Source organism: Anabaena sp. AL09, from assembly GCF_001672255.1.
GTDB classification, from domain to species: Bacteria; Cyanobacteriota; Cyanobacteriia; order Cyanobacteriales; family Nostocaceae; genus Dolichospermum; species Dolichospermum lemmermannii.
Genome location: NZ_LJOQ01000106.1, coordinates 45,617 through 70,722 on the forward strand (window position 1 = coordinate 45,617; position 25,106 = coordinate 70,722).

Below are 25,106 nucleotides of genomic sequence, written 5' to 3' on the forward strand. Positions count from 1 at the left end.
TATGTTGTTAGCCGATATAGAAACGACCAAAAAAGTTTTTTGGAGATCTGCGTAAATGGAATTTAGCATTCAAATTGAAATATTACTATTCTTAGTAGCAACTCTTGCTGGTTGGGTAGATACAATTGCAGGAGGAGGAGGATTAATAACCATACCAACAATGTTAATACTTGGTATCCCACCTTCAGTTGCATTGGCTACTAACAAATTACAGGGAAGTAGTGGAACATTAGTTGCTTCATTATATTTTATAAGGAAAGGGATTGTTAATTTAAATAACAGTAAATTATTGCTATTCACAACTTTCATAGGTTCTGTCTTAGGTGGAAGAATGTTATTATTTATTAATTCTGAAGTTTTAAGGGGCGTTATCCCTATATTGTTAATATTAATGGGTTTATATTTTCTTTTTTCACAAAACATTGGAATCGTTGATCGTAAACCCCGAATTTCTTATATATCTTTTTCTGTTTTCGTCGCACCAATCTTAGGATTTTATGATGGTTTTTTTGGGCCTGGAACTGGAACATTTATGACCTTAGCATTTGTTAGTTTATGTGGTTATAACTTATCTAAATCAACTGCAAATGCTAAAATTTTGAACTTTACCAGTAATTTTTCAGCTTTGATTTATTTTGTCTTTTTTGGTGAGATTTACTGGAAAATTGGTATTTTCATGATTGCGGGCCAGATTATCGGCTCATCTATAGCCGCAAAAATGATTTTGGAAAAAGGGACAGCTTTAATTCGACCAGTAGTAGTTTCTGTCTGCTTTTTAATGTCTGCTAAGTTATTGTTTGAGTTTTTAAAGAGTCAATTTTTCTAAAGGTATTCTTTTTCCCGCTTTCGCTTCTTGTAATGCTGTTTTTAAACTTGCTTTAATTTCCATAACAGAGGTATCATCAGAATCAGATTCAATTTCATCTGGTACAAGGATAATGACTCTGACTTGTTTAAGTGCATGAATTTCTAAAGGTTTATCTAATAATAATTGACCTTTTTCATCAAATTTTCCCATGACTTCAAAAGCTTTCATTGTTTGACCTCAAATAGATAAGAATACAATTATCGCCATATCATAAACTGTCTATTTTCTCAACCCACCCTTGACGTTGCTTTACAAAACTACATCAAGGTATTTCTAAATTTGTCCAAAAAATTCTCTATCACTCCTCAATATTTTCCCCGTTCTCACTTTCCCTATTTCTCAAATACCTATAAATAAAGGATTTCCAGATTGTACTTCCTACAATTTTAGAAAATTGATATACTACGCCTAGATTTTGAAATTTTACCAAATCGCTGAAACTATTGCAAGATCGTTGATAAATAGAAATTATTCTCAATAAAATATTAAGAAAATATAAATATGAAGTTATATTAATTTTTATAGGATAGAAATATTTAAACTATTTTTCAAATATCTATAATTTAAACTTATAAATTAAGGAAATAACAGGGTTAAGAGCAAAATTTTTGTTGTACTCTATTACACAGTATTTATATGTTATTAAACACTTGTAGGCTTTAATTAAGTAAATCTAATTGTTAAACTACTCAAAAGTAGTCATATTAAACATCGCTATTAAAGTATAATAAATTGGATAATATGTAATAAGTAATAACCAGAATTATGAATGATGAAAAAATAATTGTTCCTTTAGATGTACCAGATTTAGAGAGTGCGATCGCTCTTGTTGATAAACTTCCCCAAGTCACTTTCTGGAAAGTTGGTTTGGAGTTGTTTACTAGCACTGGTCCCAAGATTCTGGAAATCCTCAAATCTCAAGAAAAGCGAATTTTCCTAGATTTGAAATTTCACGATATCCCCAATACTGTCGCCGCTGCTTGTCGCGCTGCTGCTGGTTATGGGGTGGATTTATTGACAATTCACGCAACTTGTGGTAATGATGCTTTAAAAGCTGCTGCGGAAGCGGTGCAAATTGGGGCGGAAAAAGCCGGAACAAAACCACCGAAATTAATCGCTATTACGTTGTTAACCAGTATTTCGGCGCGACAATTGGCGTTTGATTTAAAAATTCCTTTAGAATTGCCAGAATTTGCTTTAGAAATGGCACTTTTGGCGCAAAATTCTGGTCTGAATGGGGTCGTTTGTTCTCCCCAAGAGGTGCAACAATTAAGAGCAAGTTGTGAAAAAGACTTTTTGCTGGTTTGTCCAGGGGTGCGGCCAACATGGGCTGAGAAGGGAGATCAAAAGCGATCGCTCACTCCCTCCCAGGCTATCACAGCGGGTGCAGATTATCTAGTTATCGGTCGTCCCATTACTGCGGCTGCTGTTCCTGAGTTAGCTTGGAATCAGATTGTTGAGGAGTTAAAAATAGGTTCATGAAATAGACCACAACTAGTCGGTTTTAACCGACTTTAGCTCTGAGACAGGGAATTTATTCCCTGGACTAAAGACTCTTCTACGTTGGCTAACTAAACTTAATTATCAAGATAGTTCTTCCTCGTCGTTCTCATGATAACAAATTCAAAATCAATTGTCAACCCTCTTAATACTATTTTTTTCCTTTTTTTGGGGTAAGTTAATCACGAGCAAATAGATTATTTAAATCAATACCTTGTCCATTTTTTGTAGGTTGGGTTAAGCGACAGCGCAACCAGACGCATTTGTTGGGTTTCCTTGCGTCAACCCAACCTACAAATCAAGACTTTTTTCGATTTGGACAAGGTATTGTTAAATCAAATCGGTTTTATGTTTTACGTTAATTAGACACCAATTGTAGCAAAAATGAGCAATGCTAAACCCTGACTGTAGTTTAGGAATTCCAGAGGAAAAAAGCAAAAGGAAGAAGAAAGTAAATTTCTCTCCTGCTTTTTGGTGCTTATATTTGATAGCCTGTAATTGCTGGCTGTTTATTTCTCCTGGATTTCATTACTCCGCTTATGCTAAAAATATTCCTCCCAAACCTGTAAATCCCAAAATTAGTAATTCTTGTTCTGAGCAAAGTTTAGAAACTTTAACAACTCAGCTAATGTTAGATTTACCTAGCTATACTAATCGTGTTATCCAGCGTGCGCGTATTCTGAACAGGAGTGTTGATACTTTTTCCTATATATTAGTTGCTGGTAAACCAGAATTTGAACCTTTACCATTAAATCCAAGTATTGATAATGGGGATAAGTATAACGCCGAAGGAGTAAAACAGGTTTTCTTTACTACCCTAGAACGGACATATATCCACAAAAAACCTGTGGAATTACAAGAATTTCACAGGCTATTTTTGACAAAAACGAACATTGGTTGGACTGTGGTAATGATGTTTACCCAAGACGGTAGTTATCCAGTCAAACCACCTATCGCACCACCGAGAAATAGTAGTAACGGGGCGATCGCTCAAGGTGTTAAACTATGGTTACGGGATTGTCAAGCTGGCAGTGTTCGATAATCATATCATTGTTTTTGTTTCGCGCAGAGGCGCAGAGAAGCAAAGGCGCAAAGGAAGAAATACATGATTACCCTTGGGGAATTTGATTTAATTCTGCTGTCAGTTTTTCTTGATTGCGTCTGCGGATTTTGGCGTAAAGTTGAATACTCACAGCCATGAAAATCACTAAACCAAAAATTAACCAAGCTGTAATATCCGTTGGTAAGTTATTCTTAAATGTCGCCAACATCACAATTACAACTAATAAAAGTGTTGGTGCTTCATTTAATGCGCGTAAACTTTGACCAGTCCACTTACATTCATTCGCTGCTAACTGCTTCATTAATCTTCCACAGTAGTAATGATAGCCAATTAAAATCCCTACAAACCCTAATTTGAAATGTAACCAGGGTTCTTGTAACAGTTCCATGTTTGTAGATAAGATTCCAATGGCCATTGCTACCGTTACGCACATACCTGGAGTGGTAATAATATCGTAAAGACGCTTTTCCATGATTTGATACTGGTTTTTCAGTATCGTTCTTGCTGGTTCTGGTTCAAGGTTCGCTTCAACGTGGTAGATAAACAACCGCACTAGGTAAAATAACCCCGCAAACCAAACCACAAAGCCAATAATATGAAATGCTTTAAACCACGAATAAGCCATGAATCCTAACCTACCTTCATCAATTTACAAATGATTGCATCTACTCTCATTATCAGGTTATGGTGATTTTACAGCAAGGATGCAGGTAGGTTAAGAAGTGTAAATCTTATATTTATCATCATCATATTTCATCCTCAACTACTTCTTCTTCCATATTGAACTCAACTCGACTTTGTAAAACTATTTCTTCAATTACTTGAATACCCCTTTGAAAATCTAAGACTTTATTAAAACGAAGTATTAGTTCTGGAATATTTATCACTTCCTCTATACATTCCATATATTTCTTAATAATAGCTTTGATTTGATATCTTATCCTGGCTTGTTCCTCAATATTTTTGAGTAAATATTCAACTTTATCCTCAGTTTTGATTACAAAAGTAACTGGATATTTTTGTACCTTATCAATATCTAAAAAATATTTTCCCGTATCTAAAGTTTCTGTAACTTGAAAAAACCTTCCCAGAGGCTTCATAACAAAATCTATCCCACCATCATTTGCATTTGTGCGTCCAGTCTTATACAAAATCAAATGATCAACATTTAATTCATATTGTGACCAACCCCAGTATATTTTTTGCTCTGCATAATACTGTTTTAAAATCGCATAACTCACAATTTCAAATACTCTAGCATCTACATTTGACTTTAATAGACTTCTAATAAATTCAATTGCTGCTTCAGATGACTGATTTTGAATTTCCATCATTTTTTGACAATAAATCATGAATTCATTGAATGATTTCATTCTGGCTTGAATATAAGCATCAATGATATCTTTAACAGATTCAGAAATATTGATTAATTGCTCACCAATTTCGATTTTTAAAAGATTTTCATTAATCCAATATCTATTTGTTGTTGAATCTCTTATTATTGGTAAATAATCTGAGGTGCGAAAATATTTTTTAAATTCTTCATTTAAACGATGATTTAGAGCATGATTTTGAAGTTTCCTTCCAAAAGGTAGTTCTCTTTGTCTCATTAATAGAGTAGTATATTGTGCGCCTTCATAATCTTCATAGCCATTCTGTATATGAAAGTTATTTTGCAAATCATCTTCAATTAAAACATATATAGCATAATGATTAGCAAAGCTGGCTCTTGATTTTGAACCACGATTTGCAGCTTTAGTTTTAAGATTGATATATTGTAATAATTGACTATTGTTTAAAATGATATCTCCATCTCCAGGAAAATATTTATTAAGAATATTAATTATTGTTTTCGTGAAATCATGCTGTAGTATTTGCATCAAAGATACTCCCTTGGATAAAATCTAAATCTACTTTTTTACCATTTTTATTTTTGATATTATGGTTTTTATGTGGTGGTAAGAGTTTTTCTCCTTTATATTCTGCCATTTTTAAAACCCTTCTTAACCCAATTTTTAGATATTCTTCTTGTAGTTCAATACTGATAGATTCCCTACCTAAAACTTTAGCTACAGCAGCAGTTGTAAAAGTTCCAGCAAAAGGATCAAGTATTAAGCTTCCTTCATGGCTACTTGCTAAAATAATTCTTTCTAATAATGACGCTGGTTTTTGTGAAGGATGGTTTTCGTATTCTTCCATGCGATATCTCACACGAGGAAAATACCAAGCATTACCGGGTACTTTTTCTGTATTATAGGGAGTAGGAACTGATTTTCTGTAATCAATTAATTTACGTTGTGCGCCTGTTTTTGCTTCAACTTTGATATCATCTGCATTAAAAATATAATTATTTTTATTTTTGACACAATGAAGAATAGGTTCATACATTGAACCAAAGTATTTTGTAGCTTGAACTCCAGAACTATCATAATGCCATATTATGCGACTGAGAATAGTTAATTTTTTTCTCAAGTAAATATCAAAATAAGGCATTGCTTGGGTACTTGTCATCACATAAATTGTACCATTTTGTTTGAGAATGCGAATACATTCATCAAGCCATTGATATGACCAATTTATATATTCTGCTTCTGATTCCCATTTATCATGGAAATTACCAAATTTCTTACCTATATTATAGGGAGGATCGATAAAAATTAAATCTACTGATTCTGAAGCAATATGATTTGATAAAATGCTAATAGCATCACCATGAAAGATGGTATGTTGTTGATTTGTATATTGTTCAATCATTATTTTAAATAGGTAGAAAAGATTTTGAATGTGCAGATCAAAAACTGATATAGTATTTCCTCGTCTAAAGAAGTACAAAAACATCTGCGTTTGTCTGCGTCTATCTGCGTTTAATTATTACTTCTTTTACCTCACTTGAATAGGAATTGCTATAAAGTAATATATCATGTGACTTTACTATCCTTCTTCTCAGAAATACATAAAAGAGGGATAGCAGAGAACAAGAAACACAGGTTTATAACTAATTCGACTGGGAACGCCGGACAAATGGTAATAAATCCTGTAAAATCACTTCATGATAATGTTCTTGGGGATAATGTCCCACATTATTCAGTTTGATTAATTCACCATTAGCTACAGATTTTACAAAACTTTCCGCCATATCTACAGATAACCAAGGATCAATCATTCCCCATTGTGCTAAAATAGGTTGTTGCCATCCTTTAAAGCCATTTTCTATTTCTATCATCGCTTTTTCTAGTTGGAAATTGCGAATTGTTGCTAATAGACTTCTTCCAGAAGCAGAACTTTTCAAAAATGGTTTTCTATAAATATCCAAATCTTCATCTTCAATGCGGTAACGACTACCCCCTTCCAAGGTTCTATCAACCAACAAAGGATCTTGGGTAATGATATCTCCAGCTAAAGGTAAACCCATTTGTTTGATTTTCCAAGGTACTTTAGCTGTTGTGGAAATAGGTGTATTTAAAATCGCTATATTAGCAACCTGTTCAGGATGACGTAAGGCGTATTGTAACCCAACTGAACCTAAAAATCCTTGGACAACTAAGGAAAATCTTTCTAGTTCTAAAGCTTTAACAAATCCATCCAAAGCTGTGATAAATGCGTCCGGAGTATAAGCAAAATCCTGTTTTTCGGGTTTACCAGAAAATCCGTAACCAATCCAGTCCGGTGCGATCGCTCTATTTCCCTGTGCTGCTAAACTGGGGATAACATTTCTCCAACTATAACTTTGAGAAACTAACCCGTGTAAGCATAACACAGGGATTAAATCAGTTCTCCCAATCGGTTCAGCTTCCCGATAAAACCATTCTAAAGAATCTACCGTAATTTTATGTTCTTGAATTGACACGCTATTTTCCTATTTGGGAATGCAATAACACTGTACAAGTGCTACATTATCATCCTACAAATAGGTAACAGGTGAGCAAATTCAACCTTTGCGCCTTTGCGCGTGCCTCTTTCAGAGGAACTTCGTTAACGCGCAGCGTGCCGTAGGCATAATATAATTACCAAAAAAAGAAAAAAATTTCGCATTTTATAGATAAAGGGGGTTGACTTGCGGCTGGGAATCTGATATAATTTAAAGTGACGAGGAAGAACTATCTTGTCATAAAAATCAATTAAACTCCAATACCTTTTCCTTCTTCTCGCCATAACTGATTTAACCTATTAGCGGGCATGGTTAAATACAAAACATCTCCAGGGGCGAGAATCGTTTCTAATAAATCCCAGCCTTGTACAGTTTCGTGGTTGATTTCCACATACAAAGGCACAAAATCCGCCAACTTGGCCACATCTTTCACCCACTCATCACAAAAAGGGTGTATTGGTGTAATTGTGGTGGCGAAAGCTACCCATAAATTATCAGCAATAATGCCATTACCAATAATCCTACCACCTAGGGCAGCAGCAGCGAAGGCAGGGGCAGCTAGTTCAGCGGGACTGAGTACAGCTTCAAAGTCAAATACCTGTTGTGCTATACCAGCAAAATCGGGATCAGCATAGTTGACAATCACAGGAATATTCGGTGCTAAAGCCTTAGCTTTGAGAGCAATTTCCAAATTAGTAGCATCATTGCTAGTGACAGCTAAAACTGCGGTAGCTGTGTTGATATTACTTGACTGTAGAGTAGCGCGAAAACTGGCATCAGCAAGGATGACAGGAATACTCATACCTCTAGCAGTAGTCACATATCTATTATTAGCGTCTGTTTCAATTACTACTACTTCATGGCCACTCAGATGTAATTGTTGAACAATTCTAATGCCGATACCACTTAAACCGCAAACAATATAATGATTATGTTGGGGAATTCTCGCTGCGTCTAAAAATTGTTTTAAGCGACTACCCAGGATAAAATCTGTCAGCGTAGCGTACCAAAGCCCAATTACCACAGCCCCAATTAGCATAATGACAACGGTAAATAATTTGATGCTATCAGGGGCATTTTCTACGACTTTATCATTACCACCAGCCCCTGTAATCATGCCGACAGCAAAATATAAAGCATCAACAAAAGAGAGATTATGCTTACTGGCAACATAGGTAAATGTGGAGAGTAAAATAATTACTAATAAAGCTATTGCCATGCCGACAACTGATTGGGCGTGTTTCTGAAATTCCCTAATATTAGCAAAAGCTTTGATTAATTTTCTAATAAATGATTTACGTTGTGGACGAATGCGGGGTTGAGTGCCAATAATTAAGCGATCACCTACTTTTAATTGTTGATCTAATAACACTGCTGAAACTACATTCATTTTCCCTTGGATAGGGACATAATAAATCAGCATTCGCGTTGGATCTTCCCATAAACAGCTAATTTTTCTACCCTTCCAAGCATGATTTTCGTGAATATATTCTTCTTGAATTGGCCAAGTTTGCTCAAGTAATTTAATTTGGCCAATGGCTTTGTTTCCTAAAGCGGCAAAGGTAAATACTGGTGCGGCTAAACCCACAACACTCAAACTTAAATGATTTGACAAAGTTTGATCAAGACGTTCACCTAAATTCGTATTATAAAAACGGTTAATAATCCGAATTTGGGGATTAAGTACCCGTGCTTGCATCATGATTGATAAATTTAGGGCATCATCAGAAGTCGCAATTACTAAAGTATGTGCTTCGGTAATTCCCGCTGCTTGCAAAGTGGCAACTGCCTGTAACTCACCAACAATTACATTAGCAGCAGTTTCACCAGCAACGGGTTTGCGATGAATACCTACTACTAAAGCCCCATGTTCTCTCAGTAACCGAAATATTTTATATCCGGTACGCCCTAAGCCGCAAACAATAATTCGAGGTTTCATAAAACCGCAGCATAAAATTTATATAAATGGCTACATATCAGTTATCAAAAAAGAATTCAGGAGTTGGAATTGAATTCAATAATCTCTATTCTTGCTTAACTAACGGGATAATAACTGTAACTGAACACACTATCTTTATATATAGAGAATTAAAATTAAAAATAATTAGAAAATGCACATAATAATCCGACGACCCTCTAACTAATGTGGGAAAGCACAAGCAAAGAGGGGATGTCGAAAACGAACAAATTATGTTACTAAATCGGCATTGGCAGAAGTGCGTTTCAGCATGAATACAGCCACAATAATTCCCACAATGGCTAATCCCGCAGTTGGATAAAAGAAATTAGTGTAACTGCCGAAAATGTCTCTAATTTTGCCAGCTAATAAAGTTCCACCCAAAGCCCCCATACCGTAAGCAGTGAAGACAATACCGTAATTTTTAGCATAGTCTTGGGATTGAAACATGATTAAAGTAGAAGTGGGAGCGATCGCTAACCAACCCCCCAAAGCCAAGTAAAATAGCGAAAAAGCGACTATATAAGTGAGTACACTGCCCTTACCCGCACTCAGCATCATAATCGAACCAATCAAAATTAAAACAAAGGAAACAATTGCCCCCAACTTTGGCGTAAATTTGTCCGTAAACCACCCAAAAAACAACCGTCCCGCACCATTAAAAATAGCAAACAGAGAAACTGTATTTGCGGCTGTGGCTGCATCTAATTTAATAATTTCCTGTGCTAGAGGACTAGAAATACCAATAGCTGCCAGTCCCGCAAAAGAACCAATGGTATAACACAACCACAAGCCATAAAAACTGGAAGTCTGAAGAATTGATCCTGAAGTTGTCGTGTGAGAATTTGTTTGCACAGATCCGGGTGGAGTCCATCCTTCTGGTTGCCAACCTGGAGGAGGAGTTGTGAGGACAGTAGAAATAGCCGTAATAATAACTGCAAAAGCAATACCTAAAATTACAAAAGTTTGCTGAACTCCAAAAGCATCTATCAGAAACTTGGCCAAAGGTGCAGTAATTAAAGGTGACAAACCAAATCCAATCACAGTAGCGCCCACAGCCAAACCTTTTTTATCAGGAAACCACTTAGCCACCACAGCCAACGGTACACCGTAAGTGATACCCACACCCATACCAGCAATCACACCATAGGTAATAGTTAATGTAGGAATATTGCCACCCAAACTAGAGAGAATATAACCTACTGCCGTAATTAAACCACCAACACCTGTAATCAAACGAGTATCAAAACGATTGATATAAAAGCCAGTGATTGGCATTAAAATTGCGAATACAACCAGCAGCACCGTAAATGGTAATAGGCTATCAGTTGCACCCACACTAAGAAGTTTTTCCAAAGGTTTTCTAAAAATACTCCAAGAATAAACTGTACCCAAGCACAGCAGGATAGTTATACTTAAAGGTATCAGTAGCCATCGCCCTTTCTCAGCAGGCATACCAAATAATTGTAGTTTTTCCATTTGTTATTATGTGAGGTGAATATATAATTTTTTTGCAGTATCTCACTTTTTGGCTAGATTAACACCAATCTTTTTTTAGATTGATGTGAATAAATAGATTAGCGTGAAAAATTAGCTAAATCGTTTAGAGGGTGTTTGAAAAGTTATGGTTGATGTATCAAATATTTTTTACCCCACCCTAACCCTCCCCTTGTAAAGGGGAGGGAACTGGATTGGGACTAAGGGGGGTAGCAATGTGATGAAAATTACGGAATACCACTTTTCAAACATCCTCTTACCAGATCAGAATCAATGGCAACCATTGGCTGATATTGTTCCCAATCCTGGATTATTCTGGTCAGGTCAAGTGATCTGCTTCAAAACTAACCCCCTTGAATGCACATTGTTAGCTCCTTGGGATTTTGAGTACCAAGACCCTTGGTTGATTTTGACCGACCTATAACCTATAGACCTCTTGCACAATTGTTTCTATGGTACAATTGCAGGTTTTAGGTTTTATGTGTGTTTGGGTATTGTTGTGATCGCAAATGTCAAGATAGGCGTTTAATTCTAACTTTTGAATAAAATTAAGGGCAACGCCAATTGTAACATAAAATGAATTCTGCAAGATGTCTATTAAATAGCAATGTGAAATCATGACTCAAAATACCATTAATTATGTAATTCATGATGGCAATTTCCGTGGACATAATCATATTGATTGGCTGAATAGTTATCATACATTTTCCTTTAGCAGTTTTTATGATCCCAACCGAATGGGATTTCGTTCTTTGCGAGTGATTAATGATGATCGCATTGCTGCTGGTGCAGGATTTCCGACTCATGGACATAAAGATATGGAAATTCTCACTTATGTTTTATCAGGTGCGGTTGAACATAAAGATAGTTTAGGTACAGGTTCGGTAATTCTTCCCGGTGAAGCACAAGTTATGAGTGCAGGAACTGGAATTATGCACAGCGAATTTAATCCTTCCCAAACTGAAGAATTACACTTGCTGCAAATTTGGATTTTACCAAATCAGCAAGGACTAAAACCTAGATATGAACAAAAAGCTTTTCCTAGGTCAGAGAAGCAGGGAAAACTGCGTTTAATTGCGGCAGAAGATGGACGAGATGGGGCTGTAACTATTTACCAAGATGTCTCTTTATATGCGGGAATTTTAGCACAAGGTGATGTGGTAAATTATCATGTCCAAAACCATCGTTATGCTTGGTTGCAAATAGCTAAAGGTGAAGTAATTTTCAATAATCACGAATTGAAAGCTGGAGATGGAGTAGAAATTACAGGAGAAGAGAAATTAACAATTAGCAGTAATTCAAATGCAGAAATATTACTGTTTGATTTAGGTTAAGTATTCAGTTATAGCAATCGTTCATACCCAGATCCCCGACTTCTGACATAAATTCATAATTTGTGGACACAATAAATAAAAGAAGTCGGGGATCTTATCTTCCTATTTGGCTTGAGATACCTCTATTCTAAAAGAGAAAGTATCTTTGTGCCATTGGTAAAACGGTTGCTGGTTCACAAGTTAATAATTCACCATCTGCGCGAACTTCGTAGGTTTCTGGATCTACTTCAATATGAGGTAAAGCATCATTTAATTTCATATCTCGCTTAGTAATTTGACGAGTTCCTGAAACTGCGATCGCTAATTTTCTTAATTCTAATTGTTGAGGAATTTCTCTGGACAAAGCAGCTTGAGACACAAAAGTTAATGATGTTGCATTTCTAGCACCAGCAAAACTGCCAAACATCGGTCGCATATATACAGGTTGGGGTGTGGGAATACTAGCATTAGCATCACCCATCTGTGACCAAGCAATCATGCCGCCTTTAATGACAATTTCCGGTTTGACACCAAAAAAAGCAGGTTTCCACAAACACAAATCGGCTAATTTACCCGCTTCTACTGATCCCACATATTCAGAAATACCATGAGTGATTGCCGGATTAATTGTATATTTAGCAACATAACGTTTAGCTCGTAAATTATCGGCATGACTATCACCAGCAAGGCTTCCCCGTTGCACCTTCATTTTATGTGCTGTCTGCCAAGTTCTAATTATTACTTCACCGACACGCCCCATTGCTTGGGAGTCAGAAGCAATCATACTAAACGCGCCTAAATCGTGCAGAATATCTTCCGCAGCAATAGTTTCTCGACGGATACGGGATTCAGCAAAAGATACATCTTCAGGAATAGCTGCATCTAAATGATGACATACCATCAACATATCCAAATGTTCATCTAGAGTGTTGACGGTGTAAGGACGGGTAGGATTAGTGGAAGATGGTAAAACGTTACTTTGTCCGCAAACTTTAATAATGTCTGGTGCATGACCACCTCCAGCCCCTTCTGTGTGATAAGTGTGAATAGCACGATGTTTAAAAGCGGCAATTGTATCTTCCACAAAGCCAGCTTCGTTTAAAGTATCAGTGTGAATTGCTACTTGCACATCATATTCATCAGCAACCGTCAAACAAGTATCAATTGTGGCTGGATTTGTTCCCCAATCTTCATGGAGTTTCAATCCTATCGCCCCGGCTTCAATTTGTTCTATTAGCCCTTGAGGTTTACTGGTGTTACCTTTCCCCAAAAATCCTAAATTGACAGGGAATGCGTCAGCAGCTTGCAACATTCGGTACATATTCCAGGGTCCAGGGGTACAAGTTGTGGCATTTGTTCCCGTAGCTGGGCCTGTACCACCACCAATCATGGTAGTAATACCGGAAGCAATAGCGACTTCAATTTGTTGGGGACAGATAAAATGGATGTGGGTATCTATTCCCCCCGCAGTGAGAATCATTCCTTCACCGGCTAAAGCTTCTGTTCCCGGTCCAATAATAATATCTATATTGTCTTGAATATAGGGATTTCCGGCTTTACCAATTTTATAAATTTTCCCCTCTTTAATGCCAATATCTGCTTTGACAATTCCCCACCAATCGAGAATCAAAGCATTAGTAATAACTAAATCTACAGCCCCATCCTGATTAGAAATAGGAGATTGTCCCATCCCATCTCTAATGACTTTTCCCCCACCAAATTTCACTTCATCACCGTAGGTTGTAAAGTCTTTTTCTACTTCTATAAATAGTTCTGTATCTGCTAATCTAATTCTGTCTCCTACTGTTGGTCCGAAGGTATCGGCGTAGGCTTGGCGGTTCATTTTGTAGGGCATATTTTTATCCTTTTTATTATCACGCAGAGGCGCAGGGAGAATTTTAGAGGTTTCCGTCAATTTTGTTGTTGAAGCCGTAGATTTGGCGTGTACCAACGAGAGGAACTAGAGTAATTTCTTTTTCGTCTCCTGGTTCAAATCTGACGGCTGTGCCGGCGGGAATATCTAATCTCATTCCTCGCGCTTTTTCTCTGTCGAAGTTTAAAGCGGTATTGACTTCGTAAAAGTGAAAATGTGAGCCGATTTGAATTGGTCTGTCTCCTGTATTTGCTACTATTATTTTAGTCGTGGGACGACCTAGATTTAGTTCTATTTCTCCAGATGGGGTAATGATTTCGCCTGGTATCATAATTTTTTCCTACTTTAAAGGTTTTCTAAAAACTCTACAAACGGTCTGAAAGCTTGCGGACATCTTTCTGCTATATCCTGATATCTTGCATTTCCTAATATTATTCGTCCATGTGTACTACCTTTATACTTCTTACCGCATTTTTGAAAAATTCTTTCTACAATATCTTTAGGTGGAACATTATGATTTTGTTCCTCAACTGGTATTGTCCATATTCGACGAAGAGAATCAACACCAAGTACGCTTCTTAATTCTGATTCAGCAGCCAAAATTAAGGCTTCTAAATCATGTTTAAAGCAAAAGACTCGAAAACGCTCTTTTAAGCGATTATCATTAATTCCTTTAGACTGTAATACCTGATTAAAATTATTTAAAACACCATTTTCTAGTTCTTGAATTGTTTCATGTGCAAACCCTCTATTTTGGGGATATAAATCTGGCATAACTACCACAATAGAATCTGGTTGATTGCAGATAATGTTGACTGCTTTAATTGGTATTTTTGTCAATAAATCTTTCTTGGCATCTCCTCCTTTATCATTATCATTTCCCTTAATAGCAAAAAATTTAATACTAATACCTTGCTGTAATTTCTGGTCAATTAAAGGTTCTACGTTTTTACTTGGTTTGTACTTTCTCCTATCTTAATCTTTTCTAACGAATCGGATTATGTACAGTTACCAACTTTGTACCATCAGGAAAAGTGGCTTCCACTTGAACATCATGAATCATTTCAGGAATCCCTTCCATAACATCATCACGAGTTAATAAAGTTGTCCCATAACTCATCAAATTTGCTACAGTTTCACCATCTCTTGCACCTTCCAAAATCGCCGCAGAAATAAAGGCAATTGCTTCGGGATAATTTAATTTCAAACCTCGATTTTTGCGTCTCTCTGCGACTAAAGCAGCGGTGAAAATTAATAATTTATCTTTCTCTTGGGGTGTAAGCTGCACGTTTTTCTCCTGTAACTTTACTAAAGTTGAATAATTAAGATCCCCGACTTCTTTTTTATTTTGTAAATAAATTATTAATTGATATCAGAAGTCGGGAATCTCGGTCTTTTGTTCTATATTTGCCATACTCTAGGAATACAATTACCACGATTTAGACAAGATACTCGTAATATTTGCCAAATATTTGTAAACCAACTTCTGACTTGGGATGTAGAATTACCACGATATCGGCACAAAAATCCATGTTGTAAGCGAGTTACCCCAGCATCAGAGTTTTGAATAATTAAAGACCGGGCTTGGTTGATGATTTCTGGAGATATGGGGAACCCAACGCCAACAAAACTACCAACAACGGGATTTTCTCTTAGACCATGAGAACTGTGAAATACTTCTTCGCTACCAGGGACGATTTGTCTATCAATCCATAATGGCATACCATTTTGCCAGATTTCTGTGTGCGATCGCATCTCTCCCTGTACAAATTTTTCACCCCTAGCACTGCGTCCAAACCGCGTAATTTCCCAAGCTAAATAACTCGCATCCGTAGCTAATTCTACTCGTAAATCTTGCCGATAAATCCCCCCATTAAATAAAATCGTTTCTTGGGGTAAATATTCTAAACAAGCATGAGCATCAACTTGGATATTTACGGTTTGTCTTGCTTGTAAGCCATTACTACGATATATTTTACCAGCAGCGGCTGTAGTAATCAAGGCGTTTGTATTGGGTTGGAGGTGAATATGAGAGGATAGGCGATCGCCCCCCACAATGCCCCCAGCCGTATGTAAAATCACACTATGGCAAATTTCTTGTCCTTCCGGGTAAAAGGGGCGTTGTACCTTTAATGGGGCTTGATGGTGGTTGTAAATTAACTGAGTGGAATCTTGGCGATTAGCATAGACTAAGTTAAGTAAGCCATGCCAACCTTGTATTGTTTGGGTGTTCTCAATCATTTATGGGGTAAAGTAAAAATTAATCACCTGATTTGTACGGTTTAACATATTGTGCTAAATAGATTTAAATAATTTTGGGATAAAAATTCAAGAATTACAGATTATTACTTTTCTGTCAACTCGTTATCTCCTTTGTAATGTTCAGTGGAATCCTAATTTTATGGCAGCAAGGATAATTATTAGTTTTTTTGTGAAAATCACTTTTAATTTAATTTTGATCTTTTTTAGTTGTTAATTTTGTACCATTTTCGGTCAAAATAGAACAGCATTTCCATCAATACAGCATCTACTAAAAAATATGACAGCCAAAGTAATTAGCGTTTGTAACCTTAAGGGTGGAGTTGGCAAAACTACTCTTGTTATGGCCTTAGCAGAGTATTTAGCAGGGGATACAATGTATGGTCAGCGTGTTCTTGCTATTGACTTAGACCCCCAAAGTAACTTAACTACTGGCTTAATGTCTGAGGAAGTTTGGGAATGGCAATATAATAATCGAGGGTTGACATTGCCTTTTTTGTTTAAAAATGCTGAATATTTTTTAGCAAATGGTAATTATGATAAATTTATAGTCAAAGAAGAAGTTTCTAATGTCAGAAATAAAAACTCTTTTAATTGCCTACATCTAATTCCTAGCAGTCCAAGATTATTTGAAGTGCAAGAGTATTTACCAGAAAGTTCTGTTTCTATTTTGCGGCAAATTATCACTCCATTACTAGCAGAGTATGACTACATTTTAATAGACTGTCCACCCAGTATTAATAATATTATCAAAAGCGCGTTTTATGCCAGTGATTTTTGTCTTACTCCCTGTGTCCCTAGCAGAATGTCAATTCATGGTTTAGAACTATTACTCAAACAGATTGAGAAGTTTAATCAAGATTATGAACATCACCTCAACCCGATAGGAACTTTAATTTCTCGTTATAACGGAACGGTTGCCCAAACACAGAATTTAAATTTTATTATTGTGAATCCTTTCTTTCCACCAACTTTCTACAATAAAATCCCGGAAAGAGCAAAAGTTGCTGAAAGTTTAGATTTTAGTATGCAGCTAACATACAAACAAAAATACGGTGATACCCATGATGCAATGGTAAAATTAACTAAGGAATTTATGCAAAGACTAAATCAGAATTCTGTTAATCTCTTACAGATGGTTAGTTTACCATGACTAGCAGGTGTTAACCCTACATCTTATCTTATTTGTGAGGTTTTGAATATGTTTGCTTCTTCCCAAATTTACATCACCCCAGAAGAATATTTAGAATTAGAAGAAAATAGCCCCATTAAGTATGAATACATTGATGGATATATCTACGCAATGGCTGGCGCATTAGAAACTCATGTTACTATAGCTCTTAATTTGGCAACGGAATCTTTCTCTTATCTCACTCAAACTACTCTCTAATTCGACCTTTGAATTGAGCGTAAATGTTCCTGGTATCTCAAATTCAATGTCAACACTATCATGGCAAAAGACAAATGGATTCATATACGCATACCGCATTTCTTCTAAAGATATTTCTTCAAATAGATGAACAAACCTTAAAATTGAAGCTTCTTTCAATTGCTTTAAAACAAGATCAATTTGTTTTTCATGGTTAAAATAATTAATAACAGATGATATAGGCAGTAGAATATATGATAATGGCTTACCTTTCCCATTGTTTGATTTACCAACTAATTTAGGAAGTTTTTTAACAAACTCAATAGTCTGGGGTAGGGTACTGGGCAATTCTTCATCTGTTACAACGTCACAATTACTATGAAAGCTAAAATTTTTGCTATATTCATTATCTTTATCATCATAATTGCCTTGTCCTTCACCCTTTATAGCATAAGATATTTTGTCTGCTGTCGCTTTTAAGAAACCTTCTACTTCTGTCTGTTTCTTATTTTCTTGATTAGCATATTCTGAAGTAATTGTGCAGTTTGCTCCCCAATAAATTCCCACAACAATATGAGTTGCTTCAAAAGAATCAATAGTATTCAAATCAATGATCTTTTTCAATTCTAAATTGCAAATATTGATTCGCTCTAATTTCGTCATAATAGAATACAACAATGTCATTCTACCAGCTTTAGCACTTGCTTTCTCTTCCTTCAAGTATTTTCCAGAACCTTGTAAATTAACCATTCCTGCCAAAACGCTTAATTGAAGTTCAGCATTTACACTTAATTTGTGAAACTTTTCAGAAATACGGTCAGTTATTTCATAATCTACCTTTTGTAATGGATTATCTTTGGACTCAATACTGGTTTCTGGTAATGTCCCATTGAAAATATTGACACCAGCATAAGCATCTTTACGAGCAATCAGCATAAAAACCAATAAATGCGTTGGGTGGCGCTGTCGCTTAACCCAACCTACAAAAAATGGACTTAATACTGAAGCCGCTGAGATTCTTAACCATCTTCATCTGCGTTCATCTGCGTTTATCTGCGTTAAATTATATTTAGTATAAATTCTCAAAAATCCACAATCAAAAATTTTGGACTTTAGACCTTAGATAAATCATCCAAAATCCAAAATCCAAAATCTAAAATCGTTTAAGCCATTTGATTTTCAATCGCCCACCGTGCTAATTCAGTCCGGTTGTGGAGATTGGTTTTGCCCAACATATTGGACACATGGCTTTCAACAGTCCGCTGGCTGACATTTAATTCTTCAGCGATTTCGCGGTTTGCTAAACCCCTAGCGACGAACTGGACTACTTTCAGTTCAGTGGGGGTTAACTGGACATCGAAAGGAACTTGGATACGAGAACCGCTACCGCTGTCCCCACCTTTGGTTTGTTCTCTCCAACGCACAGTTTGCTTGAGTGAGGATTCTACTTGTGCTACGAGTTCTTCCGGTTCAAAGGGCTTGACCATATATACGTCAGCACCTTTATTTAAACCCTTAACTCGGTCTGCACTTTGACCTTTAGCTGAGAGGAAAAGAAAAGGAATCCAACTAGTTCGTTCAGTCTTGCGGACTTCTTCGACAAAAGTGTATCCGTCCATTTCCGGCATCATCACGTCACAGATAATCATATCTGGAACTTCGGTTTCTAGAAGATCCAGGGCTTCTCTGCCATTGGCGGACGTGATGACTTCGTAGCCCCGGAACTCTAAGTAATCCTTCACCACCAAGATGAGGTTAGGGTCATCATCAATCAATAGAAGTCTTTTGTGGTCTTTCATGCTGGGTTCTTTCATAACAGTGGCACTTCTCGCGCTTCGATCCATTAAGGTATTGATATAGTTATCCCGTATGGTGGATGACTTAGGATGTTGTCTTTTTTCCCACTTAACTTACTTTAACTCCCCTAAGTCTTAAAAGTGTTAGTTACTTTCAACAGACTTGCAGGTGAATGGAAAAAGTCTAGTAAGGATACGTATAGCAGTAGTCTTTATAATGCGCTATTATATATCCATTTGAAAGTTGCAGGCTGAAAACCCTGATTAAATTATCGTCCTTGTGAATCACAAGTCGGTATTTTTCAAGATGACCTTAGTTCAAAACTCACCTGCGCTTTCATTGGCATACTGCTGCTCTACTTATCCTTAGGATGTGAAGCCTCTATCAGAGGTTCAAAATCAGCCGGGAAGTTTTTTTTGGCAAAGCATGGGTTAAAAATACAGATTTTTTCACCATCCTCATGGCCAATTTACTGGTCTTGGATGACCTGCTCTCATGACTTCTGGATTTAATTGGCGATACCAGACCCCATCTAGGCAAACTACCATTATCGTTCTAGAACAACAAACACGCAAGTTTTTGGCTTGGGCTGTGAAGATGCCTATGGAATAACTATGTGCTAACTGATGGGTTGATCGCTCCCCCAGTCCTTGTTAACAGCATTACCAAGTTCTAGACTAGCTGATTTGTAACAGAATTGAGCATTTATCTGTTTTTTTGACTGGGTAATTAGTAATGGGGGAAGAGCTAATTGGTAATGGGGGAAGAGCTAATTACTCCCTGTGACCAGTCCCCAGTCCCCAGTTCCCAGTTCCCTAGTAGTTTTAGGGATGAGATGCCTGTTCGTGGATCACGGTGCTGTTACTCATTGAGTAGATCCCTGATTACAGTTCTATAACAATTTCCCAAGTTTGCAAATAAAGTTGTCCATATCAAAATATTCATTACCTACGCAACAAACCCTGACAACTAAAATAATTGGATATTTGCACTTAAGTATTGCCACCCTAGCCCTAGTTCGGAAACCCGTACACAAGTCATGATTGCTATTATGTCCTATATAAAGCTAGATTAGCACTCATGAGTCGAGAGTGCTAATTTAGCAAAAAATTTTGTATGGCAGCCGTATCTTTAAGCGTTTCCACCGTTAAGCCCCTGGGCGATCGCGTTTTTATCAAAGTAAGCGCCCCCCAAGAAAAAACCGCAGGCGGTTTGTTTTTGCCCGATAATGCTCAGGAAAAACCCCAAGTTGGCGAAATCGCCGCTGTTGGACCTGGCAAGCGCAATGACGACGGGACTCGTCAAACAATGGACATTAATGTTGGCGATAAAGTGTTGTACTCCAAGTACGCTGGCACCGATATCAAGTTGGCTACAGAAGAATATGTATTGCTTTCTGAAAAAGACATTTTAGCAATCGTCAGCTAATTGGGCATGGGTGATGGGTAAGAATTTTTCCGAATTACCTGTTCACCACTCACCAATTTCTTTGAAAATCAGAAAAATTTAATTTACTACCGGGATTTAGACTTATTATGGCAAAGCGCATTATTTACAACGAAAACGCCCGTCGCGCTCTAGAGCGTGGTATTGATATTCTCGCTGAAGCTGTAGCTGTTACCCTTGGACCCAAAGGTCGTAACGTGGTTTTAGAGAAGAAATTCGGCGCACCACAAATCGTTAATGATGGTGTCACCATCGCTAAAGAAATTGAATTAGAAGACCACATCGAAAATACTGGTGTAGCTCTAATTCGTCAAGCTGCTTCCAAAACCAATGACGCTGCTGGTGATGGTACAACCACAGCTACCGTTTTGGCTCACGCCATTGTTAAAGAAGGCTTGCGGAACGTTGCTGCTGGTGCTAATGCGATTTTATTGAAGCGCGGTATTGACAAAGCATCTGCGTTTTTAGTAGAAAAAATTGCTGAACACGCTCGCCCTGTAGAAGATTCTAAAGCGATCGCACAAGTTGCGGCAATTTCTGCTGGTAACGACGAAGAAGTCGGGGCTATGATTGCTCAAGCTATGGACAAGGTGGGCAAAGAAGGCGTAATTTCCCTAGAAGAAGGGAAGTCTATGACCACCGAATTGGAAATCACCGAAGGGATGCGTTTTGATAAGGGTTATATTTCCCCTTACTTCGCTACCGATGCAGAACGGATGGAAACCGTTTTTGATGAGCCTTATATCTTGTTGACTGACAAGAAGATTGCTTTGGTACAAGATTTAGTTCCTGTCCTCGAACAAGTAGCTCGTTCCGGTCGTCCTTTGGTAATTATTGCTGAAGACATCGAAAAAGAAGCTTTGGCAACTTTGGTAGTTAACCGTTTACGCGGTGTCCTCAACGTGGCTGCTGTAAAAGCTCCTGGTTTTGGCGATCGCCGTAAATCCATGTTAGAAGATATCGCAGTTCTCACCGGTGGTCAACTCGTAACTGAAGACGCTGGTTTGAAACTAGATACCACCAAGTTAGAAAGTCTAGGTAAAGCTCGTCGCATCACCATTACCAAAGACAGCACCACAATTGTGGCTGAAGGTAATGAAGCTGGTGTTAAGGCTCGTTGCGAACAAATCCGTCGTCAGATGGATGAAACCGAATCTTCCTACGACAAAGAAAAACTCCAAGAGCGTTTGGCTAAATTGTCCGGTGGTGTTGCTGTAGTTAAAGTTGGTGCAGCTACCGAAACCGAAATGAAGGATAAGAAACTACGTTTGGAAGATGCTATCAACGCTACCAAGGCTGCTGTAGAAGAAGGTATTGTTCCCGGTGGTGGTACAACCTTGGCTCACCTCGCTCCTGTATTGGAAGCTTGGGCGCACAGCAACCTCAAAGATGAAGAGTTGACTGGTGCTTTAATCGTTGTTCGGGCTTTACCTGCTCCTCTGAAGAGAATTGCGGAAAACGCTGGTCAAAACGGCGCTGTAATTGCTGAAAGAGTGAAAGAGAAGGATTTCAACATTGGTTTCAATGCTTCTACCAACGAATTCGTTGATATGTTAGCTGCTGGTATTGTTGACCCTGCTAAAGTAACTCGTTCTGCTCTGCAAAACGCTGCTTCTATCGCTGGGATGGTGTTGACAACAGAATGTATCATTGTTGACAAGCCAGAACCTAAAGATGGCGCTCCTGCTGCTGGCGCTGGTATGGGTGGAGATTACGATTACTAAAATCTTTTAGTAGTTTTCCTAGTTTGAATAATGGCCGCTTCCGTAAGGGGGCGGCTGTTTTTTTATTGTTAATGATTAATTTTTAGCCTTCAATTATAAAATTAAGATTAAGAAAAAAATATTTTTGATACTTATGGGATACTTTGTATTTCAGTGTAGCAATTGCGTTGCTAATTGATAATTTTTTAATTAATGGAAACTAGATGCTAACCAAAGCTAATGAAATTTATACTTTATTGATAGAAAATCAAATTACAAAGAATCAAGGGGACATTACCTTTGATTTTCTTAACATATCTATCAAAATAAATGAGAAAAGTGCCGTTGGAGATTTATTTCAAGAATGGCTTGCGGAATGGATGAGACAACAAGGAATTAAGTTTAGAATAAAACAAAATAGTCAAGAGTTTCCTGATTTTCTACTAGATGAAGATTCAAATACTAAAGATTTATTGGAAATCAAAACTTTTTATTCTTCACCTAATTTTGATGTAGCAAACTTTGAAGCTTATTGTGATTCTTTGACCAAGCAAGCATATCGGTTAGACGCTGATTATTTAATATTTTCTTATGATATAAATAATTACAAATTTCAAATCAAAGAAGTTTGGCTAAAGAAAATTTGGGAAATTACAGGAAAGTCGAAAAAATATCCCATTAGATGTCAAGCTAAAAGAAATGTAATTTATAATATTAGACCTGTTGCTTGGTACTCTGCAAGAAATAAATATAAGCCCTTTAAGTCTAGACTAGACTTTGTAACAGCTTTACATGACACTCTTATGCAGTATCACATAACGCAAGAAGATAGCCATAATTGGCTTGAAAAAGTTAAAAATAATTATTGGGATCATACACAAGTGGAATTATAAGTTCTGTAAAAGGGTGATTAGTTTTATCTACTTAAAACGTAGACTTGATTAGGAACTGATAGCATTTTTTGAATAACTATTCTTTCCGAAATTTCTCTTACCACAGTAACTACTACAGTATTTCCCAATAAATCAAATGCTTTATTGATAGGTAAATTAATGTGATAATCTTCAGGAAAACCAAATAATCTCAATCCCTCTCTAATTGTTAAACATCTTAACCCTTTACCATCAACTACTGCTAATCTCTGCATATCAGTAGCTACTAAAGTTGGTGCAATATCATGAGGATCAAGTATCTTATTAATCGGAAAACTGAGTTTACCAACTACAATATTATAGCCTTTCGGTAAATCAAGTCTATATTCTCTTTTCTTTACTGTTTTACCATCTTTATTTACTACTTCTTGAATATCTTTAGGATGTTCATATTTTAAATAACCTTTATTGGCTAAATCATCTAATATTTGTTTTAAATCTTTATGTTGATAAAAAGTTTCAATTTCATCTAAACTTAACGGTATTCCATCCATCCAGTGAATACCCTTTTTAGCAGACCAATTTTTTCTTCTTCTTTGTTTTAGTAATAAATTTAGTAATTCTCTTTGTTCTGTACTAACATTTCCTTTTAATTCTAAATCCCAACTGTGAATATTATCTTCTCCTCCTCTTTTATCTCTAATAGATTTACCATAAAGTTCATCAAGAGAATATTGTGCTAATAATTTCTTAACAAAATTTGTTTGTAAAGTCGGACAACCTGTTTCTAAAATATTTAATAATACAGATTTATTATTTCTAGGAAAATTTAAAGAAATAGGATTTATCTTTGTTCCAGTTATATAAACTCTTTTTCTATCTTGAGGAACACCAAAATCTCTAGCATTCAAAACATCACATTTAACTTGATAACCTAATTGTTCTAATTTATTTATAATAGTTGTTAATGTTCTACCGTCATCATGTTGAACTAAACCTTCAACATTTTCTAATAAAAATCCAAAAGGTGATTTATCTTTTAAAATACGTTCAATTTCAAAAAATAAAGTTCCTCTAGTATCTAAAAATCCTTGTCTTGTTCCTGCACTACTAAAAGGTTGACAGGGAAACCCAGCTAATAAAACATCAAAATCAGGTATTTGTTGACTTGATATTTCCGTGATATCACCCCAGATTTTATCTTCATTAAAATTTTGTTGATAAACTTTAATTGCTGTAGATTTAATTTCGGAAGTTAAAACACATTCGCTGTGAATTCCTAAAGATTTACAGGCTTTTTCTAAGCCTAATCTCATTCCCCCAATCCCTGCAAATAAATCAATAAATTTAATAGTGGTAGACATTTTTAGCTATTAATATCAACAAACAATTTATATATTAACATAGTATGTATGTTTTTAGTAACGATAATTATTTTTTATAAACGGTACTGTAACTGCTGAAAGAGTGAAAGAAAAAGATTTCAATGTTCCGCAAGGATGTGGCTTTTTTTGCACGCAGAGGCACACAAGAGAATATTGAGTTTCAATTCAACTTACAGCTAAAAGTTTATCAAGCTTATTTTTTAATTCTGGAGATACCATTAATGGATTATAAATTTACCCCTTGTAGCAGGGGAAACGCATCTTATCAATAAGGACTATTTAATCTCAATAATGACCCAAAAATTCGCATTAACGTCTACTTATTGACAATGATTT

Annotated in this window: 24 protein-coding genes and 1 pseudogene; 10 read left to right on the forward strand and 15 right to left on the reverse strand. The window is 36.4% G+C overall.

Annotated elements, in window-relative coordinates:
- Positions 1–55 precede the first annotated feature (55 nt).
- Positions 56–826 carry a TSUP family transporter gene (locus AN490_RS21935; RefSeq protein WP_213720021.1) on the forward strand — a complete coding sequence of 257 codons (771 nt, stop codon included), beginning with the start codon at positions 56–58 and terminating at the stop codon, positions 824–826.
- On the opposite strand, the gene AN490_RS21940 is transcribed toward AN490_RS21935, so the two are convergent.
- The gene (locus AN490_RS21940; RefSeq protein ID WP_300007014.1) at positions 806–1,036 is read right to left on the reverse strand and encodes a hypothetical protein; all 231 of its coding nucleotides are present in this window, start codon (positions 1,034–1,036) and stop codon (positions 806–808) included. The two genes, AN490_RS21935 and AN490_RS21940, sit on opposite strands and share 21 nt — an antisense overlap.
- 597 nt (positions 1,037–1,633) lie before the next feature.
- On the opposite strand from AN490_RS21940, the gene pyrF reads away from it, so the two are divergent.
- Both pyrF and AN490_RS21950 read left to right on the forward strand, forming a co-directional pair.
- Positions 1,634–2,350: an orotidine-5'-phosphate decarboxylase gene (gene pyrF / locus AN490_RS21945; protein ID WP_300007016.1), complete on the forward strand. Its 717-nt coding sequence runs from the start codon at positions 1,634–1,636 to the stop codon at positions 2,348–2,350.
- A gap of 409 nt (positions 2,351–2,759) precedes the next feature.
- Positions 2,760–3,410, forward strand: a complete 651-nt coding sequence (locus tag AN490_RS21950) for a hypothetical protein (protein ID WP_300007018.1) — start codon at positions 2,760–2,762, stop codon at positions 3,408–3,410.
- A 67-nt stretch (positions 3,411–3,477) separates the two neighbouring features.
- Here the strand turns inward: AN490_RS21950 and hemJ are convergent, their stop codons facing one another.
- The 6 genes from hemJ to AN490_RS21980 all read right to left on the reverse strand — a co-directional run bounded on the left by hemJ (position 3,478) and on the right by AN490_RS21980 (position 10,735).
- The gene (gene hemJ, locus AN490_RS21955; protein ID WP_148760141.1) at positions 3,478–4,056 is read right to left on the reverse strand and encodes a protoporphyrinogen oxidase HemJ; all 579 of its coding nucleotides are present in this window, start codon (positions 4,054–4,056) and stop codon (positions 3,478–3,480) included.
- A gap of 121 nt (positions 4,057–4,177) precedes the next feature.
- Positions 4,178–5,311 (reverse strand): restriction endonuclease, encoded by a 1,134-nt coding sequence (locus AN490_RS21960; RefSeq protein WP_300007021.1) that lies wholly within the window; start codon positions 5,309–5,311, stop codon positions 4,178–4,180.
- The gene (yhdJ, locus tag AN490_RS21965; protein ID WP_300007023.1) at positions 5,292–6,185 is read right to left on the reverse strand and encodes an adenine-specific DNA-methyltransferase; all 894 of its coding nucleotides are present in this window, start codon (positions 6,183–6,185) and stop codon (positions 5,292–5,294) included. The genes AN490_RS21960 and yhdJ overlap by 20 nt, the downstream gene beginning before the upstream one ends.
- Before the next feature lie 241 nt (positions 6,186–6,426).
- Positions 6,427–7,278, reverse strand: coding sequence for an alpha/beta fold hydrolase (locus AN490_RS21970; protein WP_300007025.1), 852 nt, complete (start codon positions 7,276–7,278; stop codon positions 6,427–6,429).
- Between the two features lie 271 nt (positions 7,279–7,549).
- A complete protein-coding gene (locus AN490_RS21975; protein WP_148760148.1) occupies positions 7,550–9,238 on the reverse strand; it encodes a TrkA family potassium uptake protein in 1,689 nt (562 codons plus the stop codon).
- A gap of 249 nt (positions 9,239–9,487) precedes the next feature.
- Entirely contained in the window at positions 9,488–10,735 is a 1,248-nt protein-coding gene (locus AN490_RS21980) for an OFA family MFS transporter (protein WP_300007028.1), read from the reverse strand.
- Positions 10,736–10,970: 235 nt separating this feature from the next.
- On the opposite strand from AN490_RS21980, the gene AN490_RS21985 reads away from it, so the two are divergent.
- Both AN490_RS21985 and AN490_RS21990 read left to right on the forward strand, forming a co-directional pair.
- Positions 10,971–11,177 (forward strand): hypothetical protein, encoded by a 207-nt coding sequence (locus AN490_RS21985; RefSeq protein WP_300007030.1) that lies wholly within the window; start codon positions 10,971–10,973, stop codon positions 11,175–11,177.
- A 193-nt stretch (positions 11,178–11,370) separates the two neighbouring features.
- Positions 11,371–12,087, forward strand: coding sequence for a pirin family protein (locus tag AN490_RS21990; protein ID WP_300007032.1), 717 nt, complete (start codon positions 11,371–11,373; stop codon positions 12,085–12,087).
- A 127-nt stretch (positions 12,088–12,214) separates the two neighbouring features.
- On the opposite strand, the gene ureC is transcribed toward AN490_RS21990, so the two are convergent.
- The 5 genes from ureC to AN490_RS22015 form a co-directional block, all read right to left on the reverse strand.
- Positions 12,215–13,921, reverse strand: coding sequence for an urease subunit alpha (gene ureC, locus AN490_RS21995; RefSeq protein ID WP_300007034.1), 1,707 nt, complete (start codon positions 13,919–13,921; stop codon positions 12,215–12,217).
- 43 nt (positions 13,922–13,964) lie between these two features.
- Positions 13,965–14,270 (reverse strand): urease subunit beta, encoded by a 306-nt coding sequence (locus tag AN490_RS22000; protein WP_300007036.1) that lies wholly within the window; start codon positions 14,268–14,270, stop codon positions 13,965–13,967.
- 14 nt (positions 14,271–14,284) lie between these two features.
- Positions 14,285–14,779, reverse strand: coding sequence for a DUF4276 family protein (locus AN490_RS22005; protein WP_300007038.1), 495 nt, complete (start codon positions 14,777–14,779; stop codon positions 14,285–14,287).
- 145 nt (positions 14,780–14,924) lie between these two features.
- On the reverse strand, positions 14,925–15,227 hold the full coding sequence (ureA, locus tag AN490_RS22010) for an urease subunit gamma (RefSeq protein ID WP_300007040.1): 303 nt from the start codon (positions 15,225–15,227) through the stop codon (positions 14,925–14,927).
- A gap of 113 nt (positions 15,228–15,340) precedes the next feature.
- On the reverse strand, positions 15,341–16,180 hold the full coding sequence (locus AN490_RS22015; RefSeq protein ID WP_300007042.1) for an urease accessory protein UreD: 840 nt from the start codon (positions 16,178–16,180) through the stop codon (positions 15,341–15,343).
- Positions 16,181–16,478: 298 nt separating this feature from the next.
- On the opposite strand from AN490_RS22015, the gene AN490_RS22020 reads away from it, so the two are divergent.
- A complete protein-coding gene (locus AN490_RS22020; protein WP_213720044.1) occupies positions 16,479–17,351 on the forward strand; it encodes a ParA family protein in 873 nt (290 codons plus the stop codon).
- A gap of 48 nt (positions 17,352–17,399) precedes the next feature.
- A pseudogene (locus AN490_RS22025) lies at positions 17,400–17,546 on the forward strand (Uma2 family endonuclease); the annotation flags it as partial.
- Here the strand turns inward: AN490_RS22025 and AN490_RS22030 are convergent.
- Together AN490_RS22030 and AN490_RS22035 are read right to left on the reverse strand one after the other, a co-directional pair.
- Positions 17,514–18,503, reverse strand: coding sequence for a hypothetical protein (locus AN490_RS22030; RefSeq protein ID WP_300007046.1), 990 nt, complete (start codon positions 18,501–18,503; stop codon positions 17,514–17,516). The pseudogene AN490_RS22025 and the gene AN490_RS22030 sit on opposite strands and share 33 nt — an antisense overlap.
- Before the next feature lie 227 nt (positions 18,504–18,730).
- Positions 18,731–19,411 carry a response regulator transcription factor gene (locus tag AN490_RS22035; RefSeq protein WP_300007048.1) on the reverse strand — a complete coding sequence of 227 codons (681 nt, stop codon included), beginning with the start codon at positions 19,409–19,411 and terminating at the stop codon, positions 18,731–18,733.
- 1,069 nt (positions 19,412–20,480) lie between these two features.
- Here AN490_RS22035 and groES point away from each other — a divergent pair.
- The 3 genes from groES to AN490_RS22050 all read left to right on the forward strand — a co-directional run bounded on the left by groES (position 20,481) and on the right by AN490_RS22050 (position 23,406).
- Positions 20,481–20,792 (forward strand): co-chaperone GroES, encoded by a 312-nt coding sequence (groES, locus tag AN490_RS22040; protein WP_015083039.1) that lies wholly within the window; start codon positions 20,481–20,483, stop codon positions 20,790–20,792.
- Between the two features lie 107 nt (positions 20,793–20,899).
- Entirely contained in the window at positions 20,900–22,534 is a 1,635-nt protein-coding gene (gene groL / locus AN490_RS22045; RefSeq protein WP_300007052.1) for a chaperonin GroEL, read from the forward strand.
- Positions 22,535–22,737: 203 nt separating this feature from the next.
- Positions 22,738–23,406: an NgoBV family restriction endonuclease gene (locus AN490_RS22050; RefSeq protein ID WP_300007054.1), complete on the forward strand. Its 669-nt coding sequence runs from the start codon at positions 22,738–22,740 to the stop codon at positions 23,404–23,406.
- Positions 23,407–23,429: 23 nt separating this feature from the next.
- Here the strand turns inward: AN490_RS22050 and dcm are convergent, their stop codons facing one another.
- Positions 23,430–24,749 (reverse strand): DNA (cytosine-5-)-methyltransferase, encoded by a 1,320-nt coding sequence (gene dcm, locus AN490_RS22055; protein WP_300007056.1) that lies wholly within the window; start codon positions 24,747–24,749, stop codon positions 23,430–23,432.
- Positions 24,750–25,106: the final 357 nt, after the last annotated feature.

Excerpts from the sequence above, each read along its gene's own strand:
- AN490_RS21935 (WP_213720021.1), top strand. The coding sequence starts at position 56 with ATGGAATTTAGCATTCAAATTGAAATATTACTATTCTTAGTAGCAACT.
- AN490_RS21940 (WP_300007014.1), bottom strand. The coding sequence starts at position 1,036 with ATGAAAGCTTTTGAAGTCATGGGAAAATTTGATGAAAAAGGTCAATTA.
- pyrF (WP_300007016.1), top strand. The coding sequence starts at position 1,634 with ATGAATGATGAAAAAATAATTGTTCCTTTAGATGTACCAGATTTAGAG.
- AN490_RS21950 (WP_300007018.1), top strand. The coding sequence starts at position 2,760 with ATGCTAAACCCTGACTGTAGTTTAGGAATTCCAGAGGAAAAAAGCAAA.
- hemJ (WP_148760141.1), bottom strand. The coding sequence starts at position 4,056 with ATGGCTTATTCGTGGTTTAAAGCATTTCATATTATTGGCTTTGTGGTT.
- AN490_RS21960 (WP_300007021.1), bottom strand. The coding sequence starts at position 5,311 with ATGCAAATACTACAGCATGATTTCACGAAAACAATAATTAATATTCTT.
- yhdJ (WP_300007023.1), bottom strand. The coding sequence starts at position 6,185 with ATGATTGAACAATATACAAATCAACAACATACCATCTTTCATGGTGAT.
- AN490_RS21975 (WP_148760148.1), bottom strand. The coding sequence starts at position 9,238 with ATGAAACCTCGAATTATTGTTTGCGGCTTAGGGCGTACCGGATATAAA.
- AN490_RS21980 (WP_300007028.1), bottom strand. The coding sequence starts at position 10,735 with ATGGAAAAACTACAATTATTTGGTATGCCTGCTGAGAAAGGGCGATGG.
- AN490_RS21990 (WP_300007032.1), top strand. The coding sequence starts at position 11,371 with ATGACTCAAAATACCATTAATTATGTAATTCATGATGGCAATTTCCGT.
- ureC (WP_300007034.1), bottom strand. The coding sequence starts at position 13,921 with ATGCCCTACAAAATGAACCGCCAAGCCTACGCCGATACCTTCGGACCA.
- AN490_RS22000 (WP_300007036.1), bottom strand. The coding sequence starts at position 14,270 with ATGATACCAGGCGAAATCATTACCCCATCTGGAGAAATAGAACTAAAT.
- AN490_RS22015 (WP_300007042.1), bottom strand. The coding sequence starts at position 16,180 with ATGATTGAGAACACCCAAACAATACAAGGTTGGCATGGCTTACTTAAC.
- AN490_RS22020 (WP_213720044.1), top strand. The coding sequence starts at position 16,479 with ATGACAGCCAAAGTAATTAGCGTTTGTAACCTTAAGGGTGGAGTTGGC.
- AN490_RS22030 (WP_300007046.1), bottom strand. The coding sequence starts at position 18,503 with ATGCTGATTGCTCGTAAAGATGCTTATGCTGGTGTCAATATTTTCAAT.
- AN490_RS22035 (WP_300007048.1), bottom strand. The coding sequence starts at position 19,411 with ATGGATCGAAGCGCGAGAAGTGCCACTGTTATGAAAGAACCCAGCATG.
- groES (WP_015083039.1), top strand. The coding sequence starts at position 20,481 with ATGGCAGCCGTATCTTTAAGCGTTTCCACCGTTAAGCCCCTGGGCGAT.
- groL (WP_300007052.1), top strand. The coding sequence starts at position 20,900 with ATGGCAAAGCGCATTATTTACAACGAAAACGCCCGTCGCGCTCTAGAG.
- AN490_RS22050 (WP_300007054.1), top strand. The coding sequence starts at position 22,738 with ATGCTAACCAAAGCTAATGAAATTTATACTTTATTGATAGAAAATCAA.
- dcm (WP_300007056.1), bottom strand. The coding sequence starts at position 24,749 with ATGTCTACCACTATTAAATTTATTGATTTATTTGCAGGGATTGGGGGA.